Consider the following 23,157-nt stretch of genomic DNA (forward strand, 5'->3'; position numbering starts at 1 on the left):
TGCTGGACCGATCCGCCATCCCGATCGGCCCTTCCGAGCGCAGTCGGGTTGCCCACTTTCGGGCGGTGACGGGCGAGACCATGAACATCTTCGCCGCGACCGACGGCGGCCACCCGTCCTCGACGATCAAGCGCGCCAGCCGCAGCCGGGCACGCGGAGTCAGGGCAGCATTAGCATGGGACACGAGGGCCTCCAGGTTCGTGAAGCGGTTGAACTCAATAGCTCCACTTCACAACCGGAGGTCCTCGCCCCTCAACTCCTCAAAGCCAAGTCACCGAAACAACGTCCCTGGACATCACAACTAGCGCGAGCGGGATGATATCTCTCGTAATGAGCTACGCGGGTGAAGAGCAATCTGTCTCGCGCCGAGGGGTTCACTCTTCGCTCGGACTCCGCGAGTGGCGTGACGTCGACGCGGCAATTGCCTTCGCACTTCGGTCGGGCGCAAAGCGGGTGGTGCTCTTTGGATGGTCCATGGGGGCGACAGCCGCACTTCTTTCGGGAGAGCGATCAATCAACCGCGATTCGATCGCAGCATTTGTTTTCATCGACCCGGCCACGAACTGGCGCAGCATCGTACGCTCCGCCGCGCGTCAGGCCCATGCGCCAGCCATCCTTGCGTGGCTGGCGTGTGCGATCCTGGCCGCTCCGGGGCTCTTCCGTCTGACTGGTTCGCCAGTTCGCTTGGACTTCGACGAACTCGACTGGACACGGCGGTGGAGGGTCGTAGCGCCCAGTCTCGTAATCCACTCGCATGGAGATCGGCTCGTTCCGTTCGAACTCTCCACAAGATTCGTGTCGGCTCAACAGCCCAACGTGCGGCTCGTCGTGTTCGATGACGTTCCACATTGTGCGGAATACAACGCCGACGCCGCGAGATTCGATAAGACGATTATCGATTGGCTGGGTTGCTACGTGGCTAACGACCCGAGCTGACGCGGCAGTTGTAGATCCAGCATGCGCAGCCGAACATCCCCGTCCGGCGGTCGTACCGCGACCTATCGCTACGGTTCCACAATGTGCCGCCTCATGTGCCAAACGGTGTGCTATCGACCGCGTGGCCATGCGTCTACGTATGCCGCAGAATGTCGATCGCGCGCCTTGCGCCCTGTGAATTACTGCGGTTCCAGCCGATTCATGTTGGTCCAGGTCGCTGATCAGGAATCAGTTCGGGTCCCTCCAGGGGCACCGTTGCGGATGCCTCGAACCGTTCGGTCACGCTGCCCGGGGCGGGCCATCCCGAGCTCAGAACCGCCCGTCACGGCGCAGGATCTCCACGGCGTCCGCCCGGGAGCTCGCGCCGAGCTTGCGGTAGAGGCGACGCACAGTGGCCTTGAGCGTGTTGGTACTGATGTAGAGACCCGCGGCGATCTCGGCCATCGGCTTCTCGGTCGCGAGCAAGGTGAGCACCTCGGTTTCTCGCTTCGTGAGCGAATAATCCGGAAGATCGCGGTCGTCCTTGTAGAGTGCCGCGGCCAGCGGTACCGTGACGCCGGCCAATGACGCGAGGCGCTCGAGATCCGGGGCGGGCACGCACTCGTATGCCGAGTACAGTCGCTCGTGTTCGATCAGGGCGTTCGCCTGAGCGAAGGCGTCGGCGGCGTGGCGAGTGCGACCGAGTGCTCGCTCTGCGGCGGCTGTGACGAGCAGGGCGGCGCACTGCGTGCGGGGCGGCTCGGACGCGGCCGCTGCGGCACTGGCCACCGTGATCGCCTTCTCGTACCGGCCCTTCGCGTAGGCGTGAGCCGATGAGATGACACGGTCGGCGGCCGAGAGGCTTCGTGTGGACGTGTCCTCACCGGGCGGGCGACGAAGCGCCGAGAGACGGGCCTGCGCGGCGCGCACATAACGACCGTGGGCGCCGCCATGCGCGAGCGCCTTCCCTCGACGGTTCACCTCCTCGAACAACTCGTTCTCAACGATCGCGGCGCCGGCGGGCCCGCGGGCGTGCATGGCACGCACCCACAGCGCCGCGGACCAGTACTCACCCACCTCGAGACCGTGCGCTCTCGAGAGCTCACGACCCGCGCCGGCGATGTCTCCGCGATCGAGCTTGAGCAGGGCGTCGGTCAGGTAGACGACCACCTCATAGCGGCCGCCGGTCGGCGCGAGTGCCATCGAACGGGCGAGCCAGGTTTCAGCGAAGTTCAGCCGTCCTCGCATCGCGAGCAGCCAGGCGAACTGTGCGGCCGCGCGACGTGCCACGGCCGGCTGCTCGGTGGCCATGGCGAGATCGTATGATTCCTCGTACTCGCGATCGGCACCCGGCGCATTGCCCAGCTCGAGCGAGCGTCCCCATTGGATGCGGTAATGCGGAAGCGAGACGCTCACTGCGGCCCGTTCGCGCGCGGTGGCCTCTTCCAGCGCACTGTGGGCCTGGAGCGCTGCGCGAACCGACTCGGCGAATCGTCCCTCGGTACGCAGGCTTGCCGTTTTGCCGGTGAACAGGCCGAGCGTGTCCATGAGCGTCGCCCGGCCCGAGTCGGTCGCGGAGTCCAGCCATTCGCCGTGCGAGAACGTGCCCGGCTTTCCACCGGCCAGAACGTGCTGGAGAAAATTGGCGGCCACGAGCATGGTCGGTCGCTCGATGAAGGCGTCGCCGGGCAGTGCGCGAATGGCCTCGAGAAGCCGGGCCGGCGCGCTCGAGACATAGCGGTCCCAGTGCCGTTCCACGAGCGCCTGCGCCGGTTCCCAGCCTTCCCGCTCTGCGGTGGATGCCACGACACCCGGCAGTCGATGCGGCGCTACCCAGGCGGTGCCCGGCCGATCGTCGGAGTCGGATGCTGAACCGTTTCCGTTGGACACCATGACACCTCAGTCTGTCATGGCGTGCATCACTGAAAGGAGGGCTTGACCGGAGCCGCGCACGTCGTTGACGGTCTACCCCGCAAACGGGGGCCGGAACGGTGCATTTCCACGGGCGCCGGGGTTAAAACGCTCCGCTCGGTTTGTGCTCCACGACTTCTTATCGATTGGCTTGAGAAAACCTGTGAGCACAGCCGCGCGTGGGGCGCGCGCCGAAGGAGAGCTGTGCCGTGAGTCGGTTTGAACCGGGGGATGCACCGATGGTCCGCAATTCTGTTGTGCTCAGCACGCGATCGCGAGTGACGCGCGTCACGGCAGTCGGCGTCGTGATCGCGATGCTCGCCGCGTTCCTCGCGCTTGTCACCACGGTGCAGACGGCCCAGGCTGCCGGCAATGTGCCGGGGACGAGCGGCTGGGGACACAACGTCATCTACGCGTACGCGAAGGCGGGCGAATCGGTAGTCGTCTCGGGCGGCGTCGGCACGGTTCAGGAACCAGACGGCACGGCGCATACCGGCGCGGGCACGTACCCCGCGACGACGGCGGGCGTCTGGACGATCGACCTGCCAAGCGCATCCACCTACAACTGGAACGTCACCGTCGACGCGGCGGGGGCCGAGGTGACCGGGCGGACCTGGACGAACTCGTACAGCATCGCCCAGACCAACGCCGTACCGGAGCTCAACTACTGGGTCGTCAACGACACGGGGTACCTGTACCAGGTGCACCTGCCCAGCTATAACGGCATCAATTCCACCATCCAGGCCAATTCGGTGGGCTGGCCTTCTAAAGACTGCACTCCGACATACGCCTCGTACGAGATCACGCAAGACGGTTCCAACGGCCCGCTGCCGCCGCTCCCCGACTGTGGAGAGCTGTACCGGGTGTTCTTCGAGGCGCCGTCCGCTGACCTTCCCCAGTCCGCACCGTCCGCAGCGGGCACGGTGAACGTGCTCCCGGACGTTCTCTCGCCCGCCGACCTTGCGGTGGACGACCTGGCGTTCGAGCAGGACTCGTTGAGCGCGAGCAGTGGAACGTTCAGCTACTCGATCAACCCGCGCTTCTCCGGGAGCTATCAGCTCCAGATCGACGTGGACGGAAACGGCAGCTACGACGACGCCCGGGACGTCGTGGCGCAACTCGGCGCCGATGGCAGCGGAAGCTACACGTACCACTTCGACGGAGTCGACGGCACCGGCGACCGGATCACGGACTGCACTCAGATGCATGCCCGGCTGTTCTTCGACAAGCTGGGCGAGATCCACGTGCTGCAGACCGATGTCGAGCAGCGTGGCGGCATCTCCATCACCCGCCTGAACGGCACCGGTTCACCCGACTCCACCATCTACTGGAACGACAGCACGATGCCCGGGACCAGGGCGAACGGAACCCCTCAGACCGATGGAACCGCCGGCGTCGATTCATCGACTCCTGTCCATGGCTGGGACTACAGCACGAACAGCTGGGGCAACCAGCGCGTCATCGACGACTGGACCTACCTGCCCGCGGATCTCGGAACCGGTGAAATCAGCCTGAGCGGCCGCTGTCTCTCGATAGTCAAGACGTCGACGGCGAGCAGCAGCACGCGAGTGGGCGACACCGTGGCATACACCGTGACGGCGACGAACAACGGCGACCTCGACTACACCGCCGACCAGCCGGCGACGGTCTTCGACGACCTCTCGGGTGTGCTGGACGACGCAGACTACAAGGGGGATGCGCAGGCGAGCGTGGGCGACGCGCCCACGTTCATCGCTCCGTCGTTCCTACGGTGGAGCGGCCCACTGGCGGCAGGCCGGTCAGTGACCCTGACCTACTCGGTCACGCTGAAGGCCGGCGGTGACGGAGCTGTGCGCAACGTCGCTTGGCAGCCCGAGGCGGTAACGCCGCCCGATGAACCGCCGGCCACCGTGCCGTCATGCGACATCACGGACGAGCCCGGCGCCGATCCGGCGACCGGCGAGCCCTGCGCGCCGGAGAACTTCACCCTGCCCAGGCTGACGATTGCCAAAGTGGCCGATCGCGCCGAGATCGGAGCCAACGGCGGGGTGGTCACCTACACGGTGACCGTCACCAACAAGGGACCGGGCGGCTTCACCGCCGCTGCTCCCGCCACCGCGACCGACGACCTCTCCCGGGTCATCGACGACGGTGAGTACCGGGACGACGCGTCCTCAACGGTCGGCACTGTCGTCTTCGACGACGCGCACACGTTGTCGTGGACCGGTGCGCTCGACGCCGACCAGTCCGCCGTCATCACCTACTCCGTCGCCTACGACTCCACCGCCGACGGTGATGCCTCGCTCGCGAACACGGCATGTGTTCCGGCGAACCTGGCGCTCGACCCGGCGGCGGCCTGCGCAGACGTCGTCGTGCCCGCCGCGCACCTGACCGAGTCGAAGAGCGTGAACCCGGCCGACGGCAGCAGCGTGGTGCCCGGTCAGAACGTGGAGTACACGCTCACGTTCGCCAACAGCGGTGGTGCCGCGGCGATCGTCGACACGTCGGACGACCTGTCCGGCGTTCTCGATGACGCCGATCTCGTGACGGGACCGACGGCATCCGCGCCCGGACTGACGCTCGGCGCGGTGAACGGCGATGGGGTGTTCACGATCACCGGTGCGGTTCCTGCGAACAGTACGACGACCGTCACTTACTCGGTCGCGGTGAAGGACTTCGCGGACCAGAGCGATCATGTGCTCGGGAACGTGCTGGCCTGCGATGCGAGCCTGCCGGCCTGCGACCCGCCGGCGACCTCGAACCCCGTGCGTCACATCGCCATCGACAAGGTCGCCGACCCGGCCGCCGGTGTGAACACGGGCGACACTGTCACGTACACGGTCACGGTGCACAACGACGGGGCGGCCGACTACACGGCGGGCGACCCCGCGATCGTGACGGACGACATGACCGGCGTTCTCGACGATGCCGTGCTCGACACCGACACCATCGACAGTGAGTCCGGCAGTACTGCATGGGACGACACGTCGAAGACGCTCACCTGGCGCGGAGCGCTGGCCTCGAGAGCCGTCACCTCGTTCAGCTACACCGTGACGGTGACCGATGTCGGCGACCACTCCCTGGTGAACGCGGTGACCTGCGCGGATGACTGTGCCCCGGTGACCGTCACCGTTCGGTTGCCCCACGTGGTTGCCGCCAAGGCATCGGATCCCGCCTCGGGCGCTGCGGTGCAGGCGGGCCAGGTGGTCACCTACACGCTGACGTACGTCAACGACGGAACGGCGGCCGGAGTCGTCGACTCCACCGACGATCTCAGCGGCGTGCTGGATGACGCCGACCTCACGAGCGCACCGGCGGCATCCGACCCCGCGGTATCAGCGGCGGTCGTCGACGAGAGCATTCGGGTGACCGGACCGATCGCCACGGGGACGACCGTCACGGTCACGTATCAGGTGACGGTGAAACCGGACGGGAAGCGGGGCGACAACATCGCCGCCAACGTGCTGACGCCCGACGTCCCGCAGATCTGCGGCGACGGGCCGTGCGGGCCGCCGACGACGGAACATCCGATCGGCGAGCTCACCGACTGGAAGACCGTCGACCCCGCATCCGGGACGAACGTGGCGCCCGGGCAGTCGGTGACCTACACGCTGCACTTCCGGAACACGGGCGCCGCGCCGGTCGCGATTGATCGTGAGGACGATCTGACGGGCGTGCTCGACGACGCGACGGTGACGGCCGACCCGGTGGCATCCGATCCCATCGTGTCGGTGTCGCCCCTCACCGATGGTCGTCTCGCTGTTCACGCGGATGCGCTGTCTCCCGGGCAGACGGTGACGGTGGAGTACACCGTGACGGTCAGCGCCGACGGTCAGCGCGGAGACGACCAGCTGGGCAACTTCCTGGTCGACCCGGGCGAGGCTCCGCTCGCGAGCTGCGACCCCGCCGACGACGAGTTCCCGGACTGCACCGTGAACTACGTCTCGCACATCATCGCGACCAAGAGCGTGAACCCGGCTTCGGGGACCGCCGTCAAGGACGGTCAGCGCGTGACGTACACGCTCGCGTTCACCAACGTGTCGACCAACCCCGCTGCTGCAGCCGGCCGCGTCGAGTACACCGACTACCTCAAGGACGTGCTCGACGATGCCGCCATCACCACGGCGCCACACAGCTCGGCGGCCTCGGTGAAGGCGTCGATCACCGGTGACGCCATGGAGATCAGTGGCAGCCTGGCGAGCGGAGCGGCGGCTCAAGTGACCTACACCGTGACGGTGAAGGATCACGCCAAGCAGGGCAACCACAGGCTCGGCAACATCCTCGCCGTGACCGGCGGCGACCCGATCTGCGCCCCGGGCAGCAACCTCTGCACCGACAACGGCATCACCCCGCCACCGCCGGGACTCGCCTCGACCGGCTCGAACCTGAGCCCTGCCGGGCCGCTGGGTGCGCTCTTCGCGCTCCTCGCCGGGGTCGGACTCATGATGATGCGCCGTCGGAGGAACGCCACCGACGACTGACGGTGACGGGGATCGCCCTGCACCCCTGGGCAATCCCATGGATCCCTGGCACGGTTGTCGATATGACGGTGCTCCCGTTCGTCGATGAAGTGAGCGGGTTCGACGTGAGCCCGACATTCACCTTCGAGGAGATCGAGATGGGCAAGTACATGCTGTTGATCCACGGCGACCGAGAGGCGTGGGAAGAGACTCCCGCCGACGAGCGTCGCCGCATCGAGGAGGGTCATCGAGGCTTCGTGGCCGCCGCCGGCACGAGGATCCTCGAGGGGCGCGAACTCGAGGCAGCGAGCACGGCGACCACGGTGCGCTCGCGACGCGACGGCGCCTCCGACGTGACGGACGGGCCGTTCCTGGAGACGAAGGAGGTCGTCGGCGGCTACTACGTCATCGAGGCGGCCGATCTCGATGAGGCGATCGGTCTCGCATCCCTTCTGCCCGAGACCGCCGCCCCCTACACGGCGGGCGTCGAGATCAGGCCGGTGGTCGAGCCTGTCTGAGCCTCGGTCGCAGGACACGAACGCGGTCGCCGAGGCGATCACGGCGGCCTCCCGTGACGAGTGGCCGCTGCTCGTGGCCACGATCGTCCGGCTCACGCGCGACCTCGATCTCGCGGAGGACTGCGTACAGGACGCGTTCACCGCGGCGCTTTCGCGATGGCCGCACGACGGCATCCCGAGCAGACCCGGTGCCTGGCTGATCACGGTCGCCCGGCGCCGGGCTCTCGACCTGATGCGCCGCGACGCCCGGGCCGCGCGAAATCTGCCGCTCCTGGTGGTCGAGGAACGGGATGCCGCCGATCCCGCAGACCAGGTCGCCGTCGGTCTCGACGACGACCGGTTACGACTCATCTTCACGTGCTGTCACCCGTCGCTCGAGCGGCGATCGCAGGTCGCGCTGACGCTGCGGCTGCTGTGCGGGCTCTCCACCGCGGAGGTGGCTCGCGCCTTCCTCGTGCCCGAATCGACGATGGCGGCACGCATCACGCGAGCGAAGCGGAAGATCGCTCTGGCTCGCATCCCGTTCCGCACGCCCGCTGCGGACGAGCTCGAGGAACGCCTCGACAGCGTGCTCGCCGTCGTGCACCTCATCTTCACCACGGGGCACACCGCGCCCTCGGGAGCGCGCTTGCGTCGTGACGATCTCGCCGATCGCGGCGTGCGGCTGGCGCGTCTGCTGCATGACCTCGTTCCGCGGGACGCGCGGGTGTCGGGTCTGCTCGCGCTGCTGCTTCTCATCGATGCTCGCCGCGGGACGCGGGTGTCTGCGACCGGGGAGGCGGTCATGCTCGCGGATCAGGACCGCTCGGGGTGGGACGCGGCCATGATCGGCGAGGGAACCGCGCTCGTCGCTCGAAGCCTGCGCGAGGGGACGACCGAGTACGGCGTCCAGGCCGCGATCGCGGCCGTTCACGCGACCGCCTCGTCATGGGAGGCGACCGACTGGGACGAGATCGTCGCACTGTACGGCGAGCTCCTCGAGCGGTGGCCATCACCCGTCGTCGAGCTCAACCGTGCCGTGGCGATCGGCTTCCGCGACGGACCGCAGGCCGGACTGGACGCGTTGGAACCGTTGCGCGCGGCGCCGATCTCCGGCGTGTATCCCTACGTCGCGGCCGCGTACGCCGATCTGCTTCGGCGTGCGGGGAAGCGGGACGACGCGGTGCGCGCGTATGAGGCGGCCATCGCCCTCACGCAGAACGACGTGGAGCGTGCGCTTCTGTCGCGGCACCGAGAGGAACTGCGTCGAACAGCGGCACGCACAGCACCTGCTCGATGCGGCGACGGATGACACCCGGCATGTCGACCGACTCGGGGTCGAGGAGCCACTGCACCTGCAGACCGTCCATCAGCGCCGTCAACTCGATCGCGGCATCCTCCACCTCCACGCCGTCCGCGAGGTAACCGGCGTCGCCCGCACGCCTCAGCGCCGTCGCAGTACCGCTGCGGATGCGCTCATATCGACGCACGAAGTAGTCGTGCGCAGGATGCGTCGGCGTTCCCGCCTCGGCGGAGAGCACGGCGTAGAGGCCGATGATCCCTGGCACCGCCGTGTTGTGCACCGCCAGGTCGACCATGCCGCGCAGGATGCCCATGCCGTCCGCACCCCCGGAGCCGTTCTTGCGGAAGCGCTCGAGGTCTTCGCGGTCGCGCGTCTCGAGCACCGCCTCCAGCAGCGACTCCTTGGTGGGGAAGTGGTGCGACAGACCCGCCCGCGAGATGCCGCACTCCGCGGCGACCTCGAGCATGGTGGCGCCGTTGAATCCGACCTGCCCGAAGAGCGTCGTGGCGACATCGATGATCTTCTCGCGGCGGGCTCGACCGGCGGCATATCCCTGTTCGGTGCGCTCAGACATCCCTGACATTCTGCCGTCGAAGGGTGAATGGACGCGCTCCCTGAGCATGAAAACCGGCACATTTGTAGATTTTTCTCAAGAAACCGGCAGAAGTGCCGGTTTTATGTGTTAGCGTGCATCCGATCGTCCATCCGAACCGTCGCACTCATCGCACCCAAGGAACGAAATGACACCGTCGTCAGAACCCTCGTCCTCGTCGTCCACCTCCGAACCCGTCATCCAGCAGATCGTGGAGCCGACCGCAGCTCCGATCGTGTCGGAGCCCCTCACGGAGACGACCTTCGTCGCCACTGCTGGAGGGACCGACGACCCGCCGGCGCCCGTGAAGGGCATCCGTCGCCTCCTGGTCTGGATCGCCCCGGCGAACTTCGCCGTCTTCGTGCTCTGGGGTGCGATTCCCGGTATCCTCCTTCCGCAGCAGGTGACCCTGCTGAATCCATCCGACAAAGTCGCGAACCTCGCGCTCGTGTCGACCATCGGTGCGTTCGCCGCCATGGTCGCGCAGCCGGTGGCCGGCCAGATCTCGGACCGCACCCGAGCCCGCTTCGGCCGTCGCGCGCCGTGGATGGTGCTCGGCGCGCTCGCCGGCGCCCTGTCCCTCGTCGGCCTCGCGTTCGCGAACAGCCTGTGGGGCATCGCCATCGCGTGGACGCTCGTGCAGATCACTTTCAACTTCGTGCAGGGCCCGCTGAGCGCGATCATGCCCGACCGCGTTCCGGTCGCCCGACGGGGCACGTTCGCCGCGCTCACGGGGATCGGCGCCATGGTCGGCGCGCTCGGCGGGCAGATCGTCGGCTCGATGTTCTTCAACAGCCTGGCCGCGGGCTACATCGTGTTCGCCGTGTTCACGCTTCTGGTCACGCTGCTCTTCGTCGCCTTCAACCCCGACCACCCCAGCACGAACATCACCCCCGAGCCGTTCAAGTTCATCGATTTCGTGAAGACGTTCTGGGTCAACCCGATTGCATACCCGGACTTCTTCTGGGCGTTCATCGGCCGACTCTTCCTCTACACCGGGTACTTCGCCGTTACCGGGTATCAGCTGTACATCCTGACTGACTACCTGCACGTGAAGGAGCCCCAGGAGGTCATCCCGCTCCTCGGAATCCTCAGCCTCGCCGGCGTCATCATCGCCACGCTCGTCTCCGGCCCGCTCTCCGACAAGGTCGGCCGCCGCAAGCCTTTCGTGTTCGCGTCCTCCGTGGTGACGGGTCTGGCGCTGGTGTTCCCCTGGCTCTCGCCGACGCTCGGCTCGTGGATGATCATGACCGTCGTCGCCGGACTCGGCTTCGGCATGTTCCAGGCGGTGGACACCGCGCTGATGAGCCAGGTGCTCCCGTCTGCGAAGTCGTTCGCCAAGGATCTCGGCGTGGTCAACATCGCCGCGACCCTGCCCCAGACGCTCGCCCCGGCGGTCGCCGGCGGCATCGTGCTCGCCTTCGGCTATGCGGGCCTGTTCCCGGTCGGCATCGTGCTGAGCATTCTCGGCGCATTCGCGGTCTGGTTCATCAAGTCGACCCGCTGACAGACATCCCTTGAAGGCATCCCTCACCGAGACGAATATCGAAGGAAGATCGAATGACCATGACCGACACCGCGCGCGACGCGCGCTTCCCGTACCAGGATGTCTCGCTCGGCCTCGAGCAACGCGTCGACGACCTGCTCTCGCGCATGGACACCGCCGACAAGGCCGGCGCCATGTTCCACATGATGGTCGGCGTCTCCGACCCGTCTGCCGGGAACTCCGCGTTCGGCATCCCGTCGCTGCTGGCGATGGTGCGCAACCGACGCATGAACCACTTCAACCTGCTCGGCGCGGCGCCCTCCGGACGCGAGTTCGCGGCCTGGCACAACGCGGCGCAGAAGATCGCCCTCGAGACCGGGCTCGGCATCCCGATCACGTTCTCGACCGACCCGCGCCACTCCTTCACCGACAATCCCGGTGCGGCCATGCTCGCGGGCCCGTTCTCGCAGTGGCCGGAGACGCTGGGCCTCGCGGCGCTTCGCTCGCCCGAACGCGTTCGCCGCTTCGCCGACGTCGCTCGCCGCGAGTACACCGCCGTCGGTCTGCGTGTCACACTGCACCCGCAGATCGACCTCGCCACGGAGCCGCGCTGGTCGCGCATCAACGGCACCTTCGGTGAGGATGCCGAGCTCACCTCCGAGCTGGTCGTCGCCTACATCGAGGGCTTCCAGGGCGAGAGAATCGGCGCGACATCCGTGTCGACGATGGTGAAGCACTTCCCGGGCGGCGGACCGCAGAAAGATGGCGAAGACCCGCACTTCGCCCACGGGCGGGAGCAGATCTATCCCGGCGACAACTTCGAGTATCACCTCAAGCCGTTCCGCGCAGCCATCGCCGCCGGCGCCCGCCAGATGATGCCCTACTACGGAATGCCCGTCGACACCGAGTACGAAGAGGTCGGCTTCGGCTTCAACAAGGCGGTCCTCACCACCCTGTTGCGCGACGAACTCGGATTCGAGGGCATCGTCTGCACCGACTGGGGCCTGCTCACCGACGTCTCGATCATGGGAACGCCGATGCCGGCGCGCGCCTGGGGCGTCGAGTCGCTCAGTCGCGATGAGCGCATGCTCAAGGCGCTGAACGCCGGCGTCGACCAGTTCGGCGGAGAGCTCTGCACCGATGTGCTGCTCGACCTCGTCGCCGAGCGACGCGTCACCGAAGACCGGCTCGACGTCTCGGTGCGCCGACTGCTGCGCGAGAAGTTCGCCCTCGGACTCTTCGACGACCCGTACGTCGACGAGGATCGGGCCGAGGCCGTCGTCGGCAGCGACGAGTTCGTCGCCGAGGGGCTGGATGCCCAGAGCGACTCGCTCACGCTGCTCACGAACCGAGACGCTCTGCTCCCGCTGTCGCGAGGCATCCGCGTGTACGTCGAGGGCATCGACGCGACGGCACTGGCGCCGTACGCCACCGTGGTCACGACCCCCGACGACGCGGACGCCGCGATCCTGCGCGTCAAGGCGCCCTACGAGGACCGCTCCGATCGCGGCGGTTTCGAGGGCTTCTTCCACGCGGGGTCGCTGGAGTTCCCGCCCGCGGAACTGGAGCGCATCACCGCTGTCGCGCGTGCCCTGCCGACGGTCGTCGACATCTACCTGGACCGACCGGCGGTGCTCGGCGGCCTGGAAGACGAGGCGGGGGCGATCGTCGCGGACTTCGGCGTAAGCGACGCGGCGCTGCTGCCGGTGCTCTTCGGCGACCGGGGACCGCAGGGCTCGCTCCCGTTCGACCTGCCCCGGTCGATGGACGCCGTCGTCGCGAGCCGCACCGACGTTCCGTTCGACACCGCGGATCCGACGTTCCGCTTCGGGCACGGCCTGCGATACTGACGGGCGCGAACGCACGCGCGCCTCCCCTGTCCGCTACCGTCGGCAGGGGAGGTGCGCGATGAAGGATGCGGAAGCCAGCCGCAGCGACGACGAGGTCGATCTCGTCATCGACGCGTGGTCCGGCATCCTTCCGGATGTCGATCTGTCTCCGCTCGACGTGATGTCTCGGCTCCGCCGCGTCGCAGCATCCGTGCGCCGGGTGCGAGAGCGTGCGATGAGCGAGGCAGGGCTCGCACCCTGGGAATTCGAGATCCTCTCCAGCCTGCGCACGGCGCCGCGCTCCACGCTGACGCCCTCGCAGCTGGGCGCGCAGATCCACATCTCCTCGGCGACCGTGGCCTACCGGATCGACCGGCTCGAGAAGCGACGACTGATCGAACGCACCGCCGATCCGGCCGACTCGCGCAGCCGTCCGGTGCGCATCACCGCGGGCGGTGCCGAGTCGGTGGAGAACGCGATGGTCGTGCTGGCCTCTCGCGAGGCCGAGGTGCTTTCCGCGATCTCCCGTCCGCAGCAGGATGCCCTGATCGCCCTGCTGCGCGAACTCGGACGGGTGGCTTCTCGCGCATCGAAGTAATATAAAGGAGAAACATCCTTTTTATAGTGCTTCAACAGCGGGAGGTGGGATGGTCTTCGTCATCGCCGAGCCGTGCATCGACGTCATGGACCGCGCCTGCGTCGACGAGTGCCCCGTTGACTGCATCTACGAGGGCGGCCGGTCGCTCTACATCCACCCCGACGAATGCATCGACTGCGGTGCCTGCGAGCCGGTCTGCCCGGTCGAAGCCATCTATTATGAGGATGATCTCCCCGCAGAATGGTCGGACTACCGGCTCGACAACGCCCGCTTCTTCGTCGATGTGCTGCCCGGTCGCGCTTCCCCGCTCGGCTCGCCCGGCGGCGCGCAGAAGATCGGTCCGCTGGGTGTCGACACCCCCTTGGTGGCGGCGCACCCTGTGCGGGGATGAACGCCGGAACGGAATGAACACCGAAACGATGGGAGAGCCGCGTGGCCGAACTCGAGACGAACCTGACCGAGATCTTCGAGGAAGCGACGCGTCGCAACCCGGGTGAACTGGAGTTCCACCAGGCCGTGCACGAGGTGCTGGAGAGCCTCGGACCGGTCGTGGCGAAGCATCCGGAATACACCGATGGTGAAGTCGTACGACGGCTGCTCGAGCCGGAGCGCCAGATCATCTTCCGGGTGCCGTGGACCGATGACAGTGGGCGCGTGCAGCTCAACCGCGGGTTCCGCGTGGAGTTCAACTCCGCGCTCGGGCCCTACAAGGGCGGATTGCGTTTCCACCCGAGCGTGTACCTCGGAATCGTCAAGTTCCTCGGGTTCGAGCAGATCTTCAAGAACTCGCTCACCGGTCTGCCGATCGGTGGCGGAAAGGGCGGAAGCGACTTCGACCCCAAGGGCAAGTCCGACGACGAGGTGATGCGGTTCTGCCAGTCGTTCATGACGGAGCTCTACCGACACATCGGCGAGTACACCGACGTTCCCGCGGGTGACATCGGCGTGGGCGGCCGCGAGATCGGCTACCTCTTCGGGCAGTACAAGCGCATCACGAACCGCTACGAGTCGGGCGTGCTCACCGGCAAGGGCCTCACGTGGGGCGGATCGCAGGTGCGGCCGGAGGCCACCGGCTACGGTGCGGTGTTCTTCGTCGACGAGATGCTGAAGACGTCGGGCGACTCGTTCGAGGGCAAGCGCGTCGTCGTCTCCGGCTCCGGCAACGTGGCCATCTACGCGATCGAGAAGGTGCACCAGCTCGGTGGCACCGTCGTCGCCTGCTCCGATTCGGATGGCTTCGTCGTCGACGAGGCGGGCATCGACCTCGACCTGCTCAAGCAGATCAAGAACGGCCATCGCGGCCGGGTGTCGGAGTACGCGAACGCTCGCGGGGCATCCGTCACCTACACCGAGGGCGGCTCCATCTGGGACGTGAAGTGCGACATCGCACTGCCCTGTGCGACGCAGAACGAGCTGGACGAGAAGGCGGCCCAGCACCTCATCGAGAACGGCTGCCTGGTGGTCGCCGAGGGCGCCAACATGCCGACGACACCGGAGGCGATTCATCTTCTCACCGCAGCCGGCGTGCGATTCGCGCCGGGCAAGGCGGCCAACGCAGGCGGCGTCGCGACCAGCGCGCTGGAGATGCAGCAGAACGCCTCCCGCGACTCGTGGAGCTTCGAGTACACCGAGCAGCGGCTGGCGGAGATCATGCGCTCCATCCACGATCGTTGCCTCGAGACTGCCGACGAGTACGGCGCGCCAGGCGACTACGTGCTCGGCGCGAACATCTCGGGCTTCACCCGGGTCGCCGACTCGATGCTGGCGCTCGGCCTCATCTGACGCGGCGCTGCTGAGCGTGCCACTCGGTTAAGAAGCAGAGAATTTCGGTTTAATCGGGTTATCGTGAATGACATGGATGACACGACGGCCGCACTGGAGCCGAGCGCGCGCAGACGTGTGCTCGACGTGCTCGCGGCGGCACAGCATCCGTTGGACGCCCACGCCGTCGCCGATGCGCTCGGCGTGCACGTGACGACGGCGCGCTTCCATCTCGATCAGCTCGGCGTTGCCGGACTCGTGCAGCGACGGGCGATGCAGGAGAAGCGGCGCGGGCGTCCCCGCATGGTGTACTCGCCGGCCGGCGAGGTGCGGGCGGCGGGAGCGCGGGAGCAGCTGCTCGAAGCGCTGGTGCAGGTCGTCGGCGGCGAGGACACGGGCGAACGCGCCTCCGTGAACGCGGGCCGGCGCTGGGCGGAGGCGATGCCGGAACCGGTGGTGCCGGCATCCGATGACGAGAGCGCCGTGAACGATCTCGTCGACGTGCTCGACACCCTGGGGTTCGAGCCGGAGCACGTCGGCGATGACATCCTGATGCACGGATGTCCGTTCCGCGACATCGCACGCGCACGTCCCGACGTGGTGTGCTCCGTGCATCGCGGCCTCATCGAGGGGCTGTTGCAGCGGGCCGGCACCGACGAGCCGGCGCGGCTCGTCCCCTTCGTCGAGCCGGAGCTGTGCAAGGTGTCGCTCGGCGGCACGCTGACGCGCTGACGGCGTCGCGCGACGAGGCTAGGCGGCGACGAGGCTAGGCGGCGACGAGGCTACGCGGCGACGAGGCCGATGACGCCGATCCACACCAGCAGGGCGACCTTGATCACCTCGAGGCCGACGTAGCCGAAGTGCAGGTTGTTCTTCGGCATGTGGTCGGCTGTCTTGCCATGCCGCACGCGGCGGTCCATCAGGGGACGCAGCACGAGCGCTCCGAGGATGAGCACGACCGCGAGGGCGATCGCGATCGGCAGCGACCATGCCCAGGCGGACGGCCCCTGCACGAGGACCGCCACGAGCAGCACGGCGGCGGCGACACCCTCCACCACGTTGAGCACGCCGAACACGAGGCGTCCGATGCCGACGCCGAGCTCGATCGTGATCCCCGGCGCCTGGAACTTGACCGGCGCCTCGATGAACGAGATGCCCAGCACGAGTCCGAGCCACACGAAGGCGACGGCGATCTGGAGAGCGAGAGCAGCGGACACGGGGAATGCCTTTCGGTGCGTGAGGCTGGACAATGGAGCCCAGAACGGCGGAGCGGGATGCGCGTGCGGGCTCCCTCGGCCGGCGCTCATAATTAACCGCACCTGCTTCCTTTTTATCATCAAACCAGGAGTGCCGCATGCAGACAGGATCCGCCGACCGACTCACCCGGACGCTCGGCATCGATGTCCCCGTCGTGCTCGCACCGTTCGGCGGCCTCTCGTCGGTGGAGCTGACGGCGCGCGTGAGCGAGCTCGGGGGCCTCGGGTCGTATGGGCTGTACGGGTACGACGCGGACCGCATCCGCACGACCGCCCACGCCCTGAGGGTGCAGACCGACCGCCCGTTCGGGCTGAATCTGTGGCTGCCGACCGGAACCGAGCGCGATGCCACGGCCGACGAGTACGCACGGGCGGTGGGTACGATGCTGCCCCTTTTCGCCGAGGTCGGGATCGAGCCGCCCGCGCCTCCGGAGCGCTACCTCCCGCCCTTCCAGGAGCAGTTCGAGGCGGTGCTGGAGGCACGGCCGGCCGTGCTGAGCCTCGTCTTCGGCGTTCCGGATGCTCGCACCATTGAGGCCGCACATGATCGCGGCATCGCCGTGGTCGGCACCGCCACCACGGTCGACGAGGCGGTGGCGCTCGCCGATGGCGGCGTGGACGCCGTGGTCGCGACCGGCGCCGAGGCGGCCGGCCACCGGGTGTCGTTTCTGCAGCCGGCCGAGCATTCGCTCGTGGGCCTGATGGCCCTCGTGCCGCAGGTGCGCGACGCCGTGCACATCCCCGTGATCGCCGCCGGCGGCATCGCGGACCGCCGAGGCGTCGCCGCCGCGTTCGCGCTCGGAGCTGACGGTGTGCAGGTCGGCACCGCCTTCCTGCACGCCCGTCAGTCGGCGGCGAACGACGCGCATCGCCGAGCGATCGAGGAGACGCCGGCGCACGGCAGCGTGCTCACCCGAGCGATGAGCGGCCGCCTCTCGCGCGGGGCGCGCAACCTCGCCGTGCGCACGCTCGAGGAGGCGGATGCCATCGCCCCGTTCCCGACGCAGAACTGGCTCACCGGACGGTTCCGCGCGCTCGCCGGGCAGCAGGGCAAGGGCGAGCTGCAGTCGCTGTGGCTCGGGCAGGCGAGCCGGCTCGCCCGGTTCGACGACGCGGGCGACGTGTTCGCGGAACTCGTGGCAGGCATCCCGAACGCCGCGCGGCGCCCGTGATCGGAGCACTGCTCGGTCTCGTCGCCGCGCTCGCCTACGGGTCCTCCGACTTCGTCGCCGGCGTCGCCGGCCGCCGCAGCCCCGTGCTGTACGTGACCGCCGTGACGCTCGTGGTCGGCTTCGTGTTCGGCGCCGTGACGCTGATGTTCGCCCACGGGTCGGGTCCGGCGTGCGCGCCCTTGCTCTGGGGCGCGATCAGCGGCGTGGGCAGCGCGCTCGGCACTCTCGCGCTCTACCAGGGATTCGCGGTCGGGTCGATGAGCGTCGTGGCGACGGTCTCGGGCGTGCTCACGGTGGCGATCCCCGCTGTCGTCGGCGTCGCCATTGGCAACCGTCTCTCGCCGCTCGGCGTCGCCGGCGTGATCGCGGCGATCGTCGCGGTGGCGCTCGTGTCGTGGGCCGGCGGCGGACTGCGCGCCGGAGGTGCGCTCTACGGGGTGGGCGCGGGTGCGGGATTCGCACTGCTGTTCATCGCGCTCGAGCGCGCCGGGACTGCTGCCGGGGTCTGGCCTGTCGTCACCGGCCAGCTCGTGGCGTGCCTCGTGATCGCACCGTTCCTGCTCGTTCCGCTGTGGCGAGGCGGGACGCCTTCCGCACGCACGCCCGCCCGCGGCTCGCTCCGGCTCCCTGCGCTGGCGGGCGTGCTGGCCGCCGTCGCCGCGATCGCGTACTCGGCCGGCACGGGCGAGGGCGAACTGGTGGTGATCGCGGTGATCACCTCGATGTATCCGGCGGTCACGGTGCTGCTGGCACGGATAGTGCTGAAGGAACGCTGGTCTCGCCTGCAGTCGACGGGGCTCGTGCTGTCCGCGGCGTCGGTCGCGGTGATCGCCCTGTCCTGAACAGTTCTGTCCTGACGAATACCCCGACGTAGGCTGAGCGCATGGCCGAGGAACGTTTCTCCGCATCCGTCTACGTCGCACGGCTGGCCCGCGCCGCCGAGCTCGCCCGCGACGCGGGACTCGACGCCGTGATCGTCACTCCGGGCCCCGACCTGCAGTACCTGACGGGATCCCGTGCGAGCACGTTCGAGCGGCTCACGGCGCTCGTCGTCCCGGCCGACGGCGACCCGTACGTGGTCGTTCCGCGGATGGAGCTCGCCGCGCTCCGTGCCTCTGCCGTGGGCGAGGCCGGGATCGAGGTGCGCGACTGGGTGGACGGCGACGACCCGTACGCCCTCGCGTTACGCGGCTTGGGCGTGCTGCGTCGGCTGGCCGTCGCGGAGGCGGCGCCCGCGCTGCACACGGTGCCCCTGGCATCCACGGCGGATGCCCGCCTCGAGCTCGCCACGCCCGTGCTGCGCCGCCAGCGCATGGTCAAGGACGCCGCCGAGCTCGACGCGCTGCGTGAGGCAGGTGCCGCCATCGACCGCGTGCACGCGCGTATGGCTCAGTGGCTGCGGCCGGGTCGCACCGAGCGGCAGGTCGCCGCGGACATCGCGGCCGCGATCGTGGAAGAAGGGCACGCTGTCGCGGACTTCGTGATCGTCGGTTCTGGACCGAACGGCGCCGACCCGCACCACGAGGTCTCCGATCGTGTGATCGGGGAGGGCGAGACCGTCGTCGTCGACATCGGCGGCCCGACCGCGCTCGGCTACAACTCGGACAGCACGCGAACGTACGCGACCGGTGAGGTGGGTGCAGGCATCCGCGAGGCGTATGACGCGCTGCAGCGCGCGCAGCAGGCCGCCGTCGACGCCGTGCGGCCCGGCGCGAGCGCGCAGAGCGTGGATGCCGCTGCGCGCGCCGTGCTCGCCGACGCCGGCTTCGCGGACCGCTTCATCCACCGCACCGGGCACGGCATCGGGCTCTCGGTGCATGAGGAGCCGTACATCGTGGCGGGCAACGGCATCGAACTGCAGCCCGGCATGGCGTTCAGCATCGAGCCGGGCGTGTACTTCCCGGGGGAGTGGGGCGCCCGCATCGAAGACATCGTCATCGTCACCGACGACGGTGTCGAGCGCCTCAACGTGCGGCCGCACGAGCTCGCGGTGCTGTCGTGACCGACGCCGCCAGCACGGTCGCGCCGCTGTTCGACGATCCGCACTGGCCGCGCGCGGGACGCTGGCCGTCCGCGCTCAGAGCATCCGAGTCCGTGGGCGTCGGCATCATCGGCGTGCCGACCTGGCGTACGTCGCTGTCGGCGACCGGAGCCCATGCGACGCCGGCGGCCATCAGGGCCGCGCTGCAACGCTATGGCACGTTCGCGCCGGGCGTCGATTGGCCCTCCGTCGCCGACTTCGGCGACGTGACGGAGCCGGACGGCGACGGCGAGGCGGAGGCGGTTGCGGCCGTGCGTACCGCCGCCTCGCGGGCGGGCCTCGTGATCGCACTCGGCGGCGACAATGCTCTCACCTACAGCGTCGCTCTCGGCGCCTGGTCTGCGGGTGAGGCGGGCGACCGGGTCGGTGACGCCGGTCTCATCACGATCGACGCCCACCACGATCTGCGCGACGGCATCTCGAACGGCGCGCCGGTGCGCCGCCTGCTCGAGGCAGGACTCGACGGACGCCGCACCGTGCAACTCGGCATCGCCGATTTCGCCAACTCGGCGTTCTACGACGGCCGCGCGCGCGAGGCCGGCATCACGATCGTGCCCCGCGGCGATTTCGAGGAGCGACGCCTCGACGACATCGTCGCCCAGGCGCTCGCGACCGGGGGCTCGGCGGGCGGTCCGATCCATGTGGACGTCGACGTGGATGCCTGCGACCGCTCCGTCGCTCCGGCCTGCCCGGCCTCTGTCCCCGGAGGCCTCAGCGCGTACCAGCTGCGACGCACCGTGCGGCTGCTCGCGCGCGACGAGCGCGTGACCTCCCTCGACATCGCCGAAGTGGATGCCACGCGTGACGCGGTCGACGGACGAACCGTTCGCCTGTGCGCGCTGGTCGTGCTGGAGGCGATCGCGGGCTTCGCCGAGCGCTGACGCGCTAGCCGCCGATGCGTCGGCCCAGTTCGGCCGCGGCGTGCGCGATCCGTGCGGCTGTGGCCTGCACGTCCACGTCGCGATCGGCCGCGAACGTGACGGCCACCGACGCGGCGGGCCAGCCGACGTGATCCGGCACGGCCACCGCCACCGACTTGATTCCGTCGGTGATGGACGAGTCCTCCACCGCGTACCCGCGCTCCCTGGTCGCCCGCAGCTCGGTGCTCAATTCGCGGTACGACCCGATACCGGAGCCGGTGCGGGTGGTGAACGAGCCGCGGTCGGGGTAGAGCGCGCGCACCTGTGCCGCCGGCAGGTCGGCGAGCATGGCGAGGCCCGAGGCGGTGAGATGCGCGGGAAGCCGCACGCCGACATCCGTCACGAGATAGGGGCCGTGCGGTGCGCGTTCCTCGACGAGGTAGACCACGTCGCGGCCGAGCAGCACCGTGAGATGGCCGCTCAGCCCGACCTCGTCGACGAGCCGCGCGAGCACGGGTGCCCCGACCCGGGTGAGCGGCTGCTGCCTGCTGAAGCCGCTGGAGAGCTCGAATGCCGCGACGCCCAGGCCGAACTTCGCCAGCTCGGGAATGGGTATCACGAATCCGTGCTCCGTCATGGCGGCGAGCAGTTGGTACACGGTCGAGCGGGGCAGCTCGAGCGTGCGTGCAATGGTCGCGGCAGCGACGGGCCCGCGCTGCTGGGAGAGGAGCCGCAGAATGCGCAACGTGGCGTCTGCGGCGGGGGCTTTCGGCGGCATGCCGCCAGTTTAGGCGGCGCAGGTCGATGTCATCCGGTATCCCGGACATCGATCGGCCGGCGCGGACGACGCCTCCACCGGTTCCGGCGTGCAATGGAACCATGACCAGCAGCACGACCGGAACCGACAACCGCGCCTCGTCTTCCGCCCTCGAGGTCGTCGTCGGCGTCGGCCCGCTCAGCATCCCCGACGTGGTAGCGGTGGCCAGGCACGACGCGCGGGTCGTGCTGCACCCGGATGCCCTCGCCGCCGTGGCGGAGACGCGTCGCGTCGTCGAGTTGCTCGCCGACGATCCGGAGCCGCACTACGGCATCTCGACGGGCTTCGGGGCGCTGGCCACCACGTACATCCAGAGCGAGGATCGCGAACGTCTGCAACTCAGCCTGATCCGATCGCACGCGGCCGGATCCGGGCCCGAGGTCGAACGCGAGGTCGTGCGCGCCCTCATGCTGCTGCGGTTGAGCACGCTGATGACGGGGCGCACCGGTGTGCGGCCGGCGACCGCGCAGGCGTACGCCGACGTGCTGAACGCGGGCATCACCCCCGTCGTGCGCGAGTACGGCTCGCTCGGCTGCTCCGGCGACCTCGCACCGCTCGCGCACTGTGCGCTCGCGGTGATCGGCGAGGGCGAGGTGCGCACGGCCGACGGGGTTCTCGTGCCTTCAGCACTGGCGCTGGCCGAGGCGGGCATCCGTCCGATCACCCTCGCCGAGAAGGAGGGCCTGGCACTCATCAACGGCACCGACGGCATGCTCGGCATGCTCGCGCTCGCCATCACCGACCTCTCGGCGCTGTACCGTACGGCCGATCTCACGGCTGCGATGAGCGTGGAGGCGTTGCTCGGCACGGATGCCGTGTTCGCCGCCGACCTGCAAGCGCTGCGCCCGCAGGTCGGCCAGGCGGACTCCGCCGCGAATCTGCGAGCCATTCTGGCGGGCTCGCCGATCGTCGCCAGTCACGCCGGACCCCAGGATCCGACGGTGCAGGACGCGTACTCTCTGCGCTGCGCACCGCAGGTGAACGGCGCCGGGCGCGACACGCTCGCGCATGCGCGGCAGGTCGCCGGCCGTGAGCTCGCCTCCGCGGTGGACAACCCGGTGGTCACGCTCGACGGTCGCGTGGTCTCCAACGGCAACTTCCACGGCGCCCCGGTGGCATACGTGCTCGACTTCCTCGCCATCGCCGCAGCGGATGCCGCCAGCATGGCCGAGCGCCGCATCGACCGCCATCTCGACGTCTCGCGCAACAAGGGGCTGCCGGCGTTTCTCGCCGATAAGGCAGGCGTCGACTCCGGGCTCATGATCGCGCAGTACACGGCAGCCGGGATCGTGAGCGAGCTCAAGCGGCTGGCGGTGCCGGCATCCGTCGACTCCATCCCGTCCAGCGCCATGCAGGAGGACCACGTGTCGATGGGCTGGGCCGCCGCCCGCAAGCTGCGCCGCGCCGTCGACGGCCTCACGCGCGTGCTCGCCATCGAGCTGCTCACGGCTGCGCGGTCCCTCGACCTGCGGGCCCCGTTGCAGCCGGGCCCGGCCACGGCCGCCGCGCGCGCCATGCTCCGCGAGCACGTCGCCGGCCCGGGCCCCGACCGGCCGCTCTCCGCCGAGATCGAGGCCGCAGTGGCGCTGGTCGCAGGTGGCGCCGTGCTGACCGCCGTCGAAGCCGTGACCGGACCCCTGCGTTGACAGAAGCAGGACAGAAAGCGGTTACCCGCTGAAA

General features: G+C 68.8%; 20 protein-coding genes. 15 read left to right on the plus strand and 5 right to left on the minus strand.

Annotated elements, in window-relative coordinates:
* A partial coding sequence (locus H623_RS18540) for a helix-turn-helix domain-containing protein (RefSeq protein WP_022900325.1) occupies positions 1-184 on the minus strand: 184 nt, incomplete at its 3' end.
* A gap of 146 nt (positions 185-330) precedes the next feature.
* On the opposite strand from H623_RS18540, the gene H623_RS21395 reads away from it, so the two are divergent.
* Complete coding sequence (locus H623_RS21395) at positions 331-936, plus strand: alpha/beta hydrolase family protein (protein WP_169514908.1); 606 nt, start codon at positions 331-333, stop codon at positions 934-936.
* Between the two features lie 309 nt (positions 937-1,245).
* Here the strand turns inward: H623_RS21395 and H623_RS18545 are convergent, their stop codons facing one another.
* A complete protein-coding gene (locus tag H623_RS18545) occupies positions 1,246-2,808 on the minus strand; it encodes a helix-turn-helix transcriptional regulator (RefSeq protein ID WP_022900327.1) in 1,563 nt (520 codons plus the stop codon).
* A gap of 257 nt (positions 2,809-3,065) precedes the next feature.
* Between H623_RS18545 and H623_RS0107520 the strand changes: the two genes are divergently transcribed.
* The 3 genes from H623_RS0107520 to H623_RS18550 all read left to right on the plus strand — a co-directional run bounded on the left by H623_RS0107520 (position 3,066) and on the right by H623_RS18550 (position 9,074).
* Entirely contained in the window at positions 3,066-7,286 is a 4,221-nt protein-coding gene (locus H623_RS0107520) for a DUF7927 domain-containing protein (protein ID WP_084485792.1), read from the plus strand.
* 62 nt (positions 7,287-7,348) lie between these two features.
* A complete protein-coding gene (locus H623_RS0107525; RefSeq protein WP_022900329.1) occupies positions 7,349-7,783 on the plus strand; it encodes a YciI family protein in 435 nt (144 codons plus the stop codon).
* A 73-nt stretch (positions 7,784-7,856) separates the two neighbouring features.
* Positions 7,857-9,074 carry an RNA polymerase sigma factor gene (locus H623_RS18550; protein ID WP_245558952.1) on the plus strand — a complete coding sequence of 406 codons (1,218 nt, stop codon included), beginning with the start codon at positions 7,857-7,859 and terminating at the stop codon, positions 9,072-9,074.
* Here the strand turns inward: H623_RS18550 and H623_RS18555 are convergent.
* On the minus strand, positions 8,974-9,639 hold the full coding sequence (locus tag H623_RS18555; protein ID WP_022900331.1) for a TetR/AcrR family transcriptional regulator: 666 nt from the start codon (positions 9,637-9,639) through the stop codon (positions 8,974-8,976). The genes H623_RS18550 and H623_RS18555 overlap by 101 nt on opposite strands.
* A gap of 166 nt (positions 9,640-9,805) precedes the next feature.
* Here H623_RS18555 and H623_RS0107540 point away from each other — a divergent pair, with 166 nt between their 5' ends.
* The 6 genes from H623_RS0107540 to H623_RS0107565 all read left to right on the plus strand — a co-directional run bounded on the left by H623_RS0107540 (position 9,806) and on the right by H623_RS0107565 (position 16,063).
* Positions 9,806-11,164 carry an MFS transporter gene (locus H623_RS0107540; RefSeq protein WP_022900332.1) on the plus strand — a complete coding sequence of 453 codons (1,359 nt, stop codon included), beginning with the start codon at positions 9,806-9,808 and terminating at the stop codon, positions 11,162-11,164.
* Between the two features lie 53 nt (positions 11,165-11,217).
* Positions 11,218-12,993, plus strand: coding sequence for a glycoside hydrolase family 3 protein (locus H623_RS0107545; RefSeq protein WP_022900333.1), 1,776 nt, complete (start codon positions 11,218-11,220; stop codon positions 12,991-12,993).
* Between the two features lie 58 nt (positions 12,994-13,051).
* The gene (locus tag H623_RS0107550) at positions 13,052-13,570 is read left to right on the plus strand and encodes a MarR family winged helix-turn-helix transcriptional regulator (protein WP_022900334.1); all 519 of its coding nucleotides are present in this window, start codon (positions 13,052-13,054) and stop codon (positions 13,568-13,570) included.
* Between the two features lie 49 nt (positions 13,571-13,619).
* Positions 13,620-13,961 carry a ferredoxin gene (gene fdxA, locus H623_RS0107555; protein ID WP_022900335.1) on the plus strand — a complete coding sequence of 114 codons (342 nt, stop codon included), beginning with the start codon at positions 13,620-13,622 and terminating at the stop codon, positions 13,959-13,961.
* A gap of 41 nt (positions 13,962-14,002) precedes the next feature.
* On the plus strand, positions 14,003-15,352 hold the full coding sequence (gdhA, locus tag H623_RS0107560) for an NADP-specific glutamate dehydrogenase (protein WP_022900336.1): 1,350 nt from the start codon (positions 14,003-14,005) through the stop codon (positions 15,350-15,352).
* A gap of 72 nt (positions 15,353-15,424) precedes the next feature.
* Positions 15,425-16,063 carry a helix-turn-helix transcriptional regulator gene (locus H623_RS0107565; protein ID WP_022900337.1) on the plus strand — a complete coding sequence of 213 codons (639 nt, stop codon included), beginning with the start codon at positions 15,425-15,427 and terminating at the stop codon, positions 16,061-16,063.
* 50 nt (positions 16,064-16,113) lie between these two features.
* Here H623_RS0107565 and H623_RS0107570 read toward each other — a convergent pair whose 3' ends face one another.
* Entirely contained in the window at positions 16,114-16,548 is a 435-nt protein-coding gene (locus tag H623_RS0107570) for a hypothetical protein (RefSeq protein WP_022900338.1), read from the minus strand.
* Positions 16,549-16,685: 137 nt separating this feature from the next.
* On the opposite strand from H623_RS0107570, the gene H623_RS0107575 reads away from it, so the two are divergent.
* Genes H623_RS0107575 through H623_RS0107590 form a run of 4 tightly spaced genes read left to right on the plus strand, consistent with a single transcriptional unit; the run spans position 16,686 to position 20,681 of the window.
* Entirely contained in the window at positions 16,686-17,759 is a 1,074-nt protein-coding gene (locus H623_RS0107575) for an NAD(P)H-dependent flavin oxidoreductase (protein ID WP_022900339.1), read from the plus strand.
* Positions 17,756-18,601 carry an EamA family transporter gene (locus H623_RS0107580; RefSeq protein WP_022900340.1) on the plus strand — a complete coding sequence of 282 codons (846 nt, stop codon included), beginning with the start codon at positions 17,756-17,758 and terminating at the stop codon, positions 18,599-18,601. The genes H623_RS0107575 and H623_RS0107580 overlap by 4 nt, the downstream gene beginning before the upstream one ends.
* A 41-nt stretch (positions 18,602-18,642) precedes the next feature.
* Positions 18,643-19,761, plus strand: a complete 1,119-nt coding sequence (locus H623_RS0107585; protein WP_022900341.1) for a M24 family metallopeptidase — start codon at positions 18,643-18,645, stop codon at positions 19,759-19,761.
* The gene (locus H623_RS0107590) at positions 19,758-20,681 is read left to right on the plus strand and encodes an arginase family protein (RefSeq protein WP_022900342.1); all 924 of its coding nucleotides are present in this window, start codon (positions 19,758-19,760) and stop codon (positions 20,679-20,681) included. The genes H623_RS0107585 and H623_RS0107590 overlap by 4 nt, the downstream gene beginning before the upstream one ends.
* A 4-nt stretch (positions 20,682-20,685) precedes the next feature.
* Here H623_RS0107590 and H623_RS0107595 read toward each other — a convergent pair whose 3' ends face one another.
* Positions 20,686-21,438 carry an IclR family transcriptional regulator gene (locus H623_RS0107595; protein WP_022900343.1) on the minus strand — a complete coding sequence of 251 codons (753 nt, stop codon included), beginning with the start codon at positions 21,436-21,438 and terminating at the stop codon, positions 20,686-20,688.
* A gap of 101 nt (positions 21,439-21,539) precedes the next feature.
* Between H623_RS0107595 and hutH the strand changes: the two genes are divergently transcribed.
* Complete coding sequence (gene hutH, locus H623_RS0107600; protein ID WP_022900344.1) at positions 21,540-23,123, plus strand: histidine ammonia-lyase; 1,584 nt, start codon at positions 21,540-21,542, stop codon at positions 23,121-23,123.
* The last annotated feature ends 34 nt before the right edge of the window (positions 23,124-23,157 follow it).

The sequence above is a fragment of the Humibacter albus DSM 18994 genome (genome assembly GCF_000421825.1).
GTDB classification, from domain to species: Bacteria; Actinomycetota; Actinomycetes; order Actinomycetales; family Microbacteriaceae; genus Humibacter; species Humibacter albus.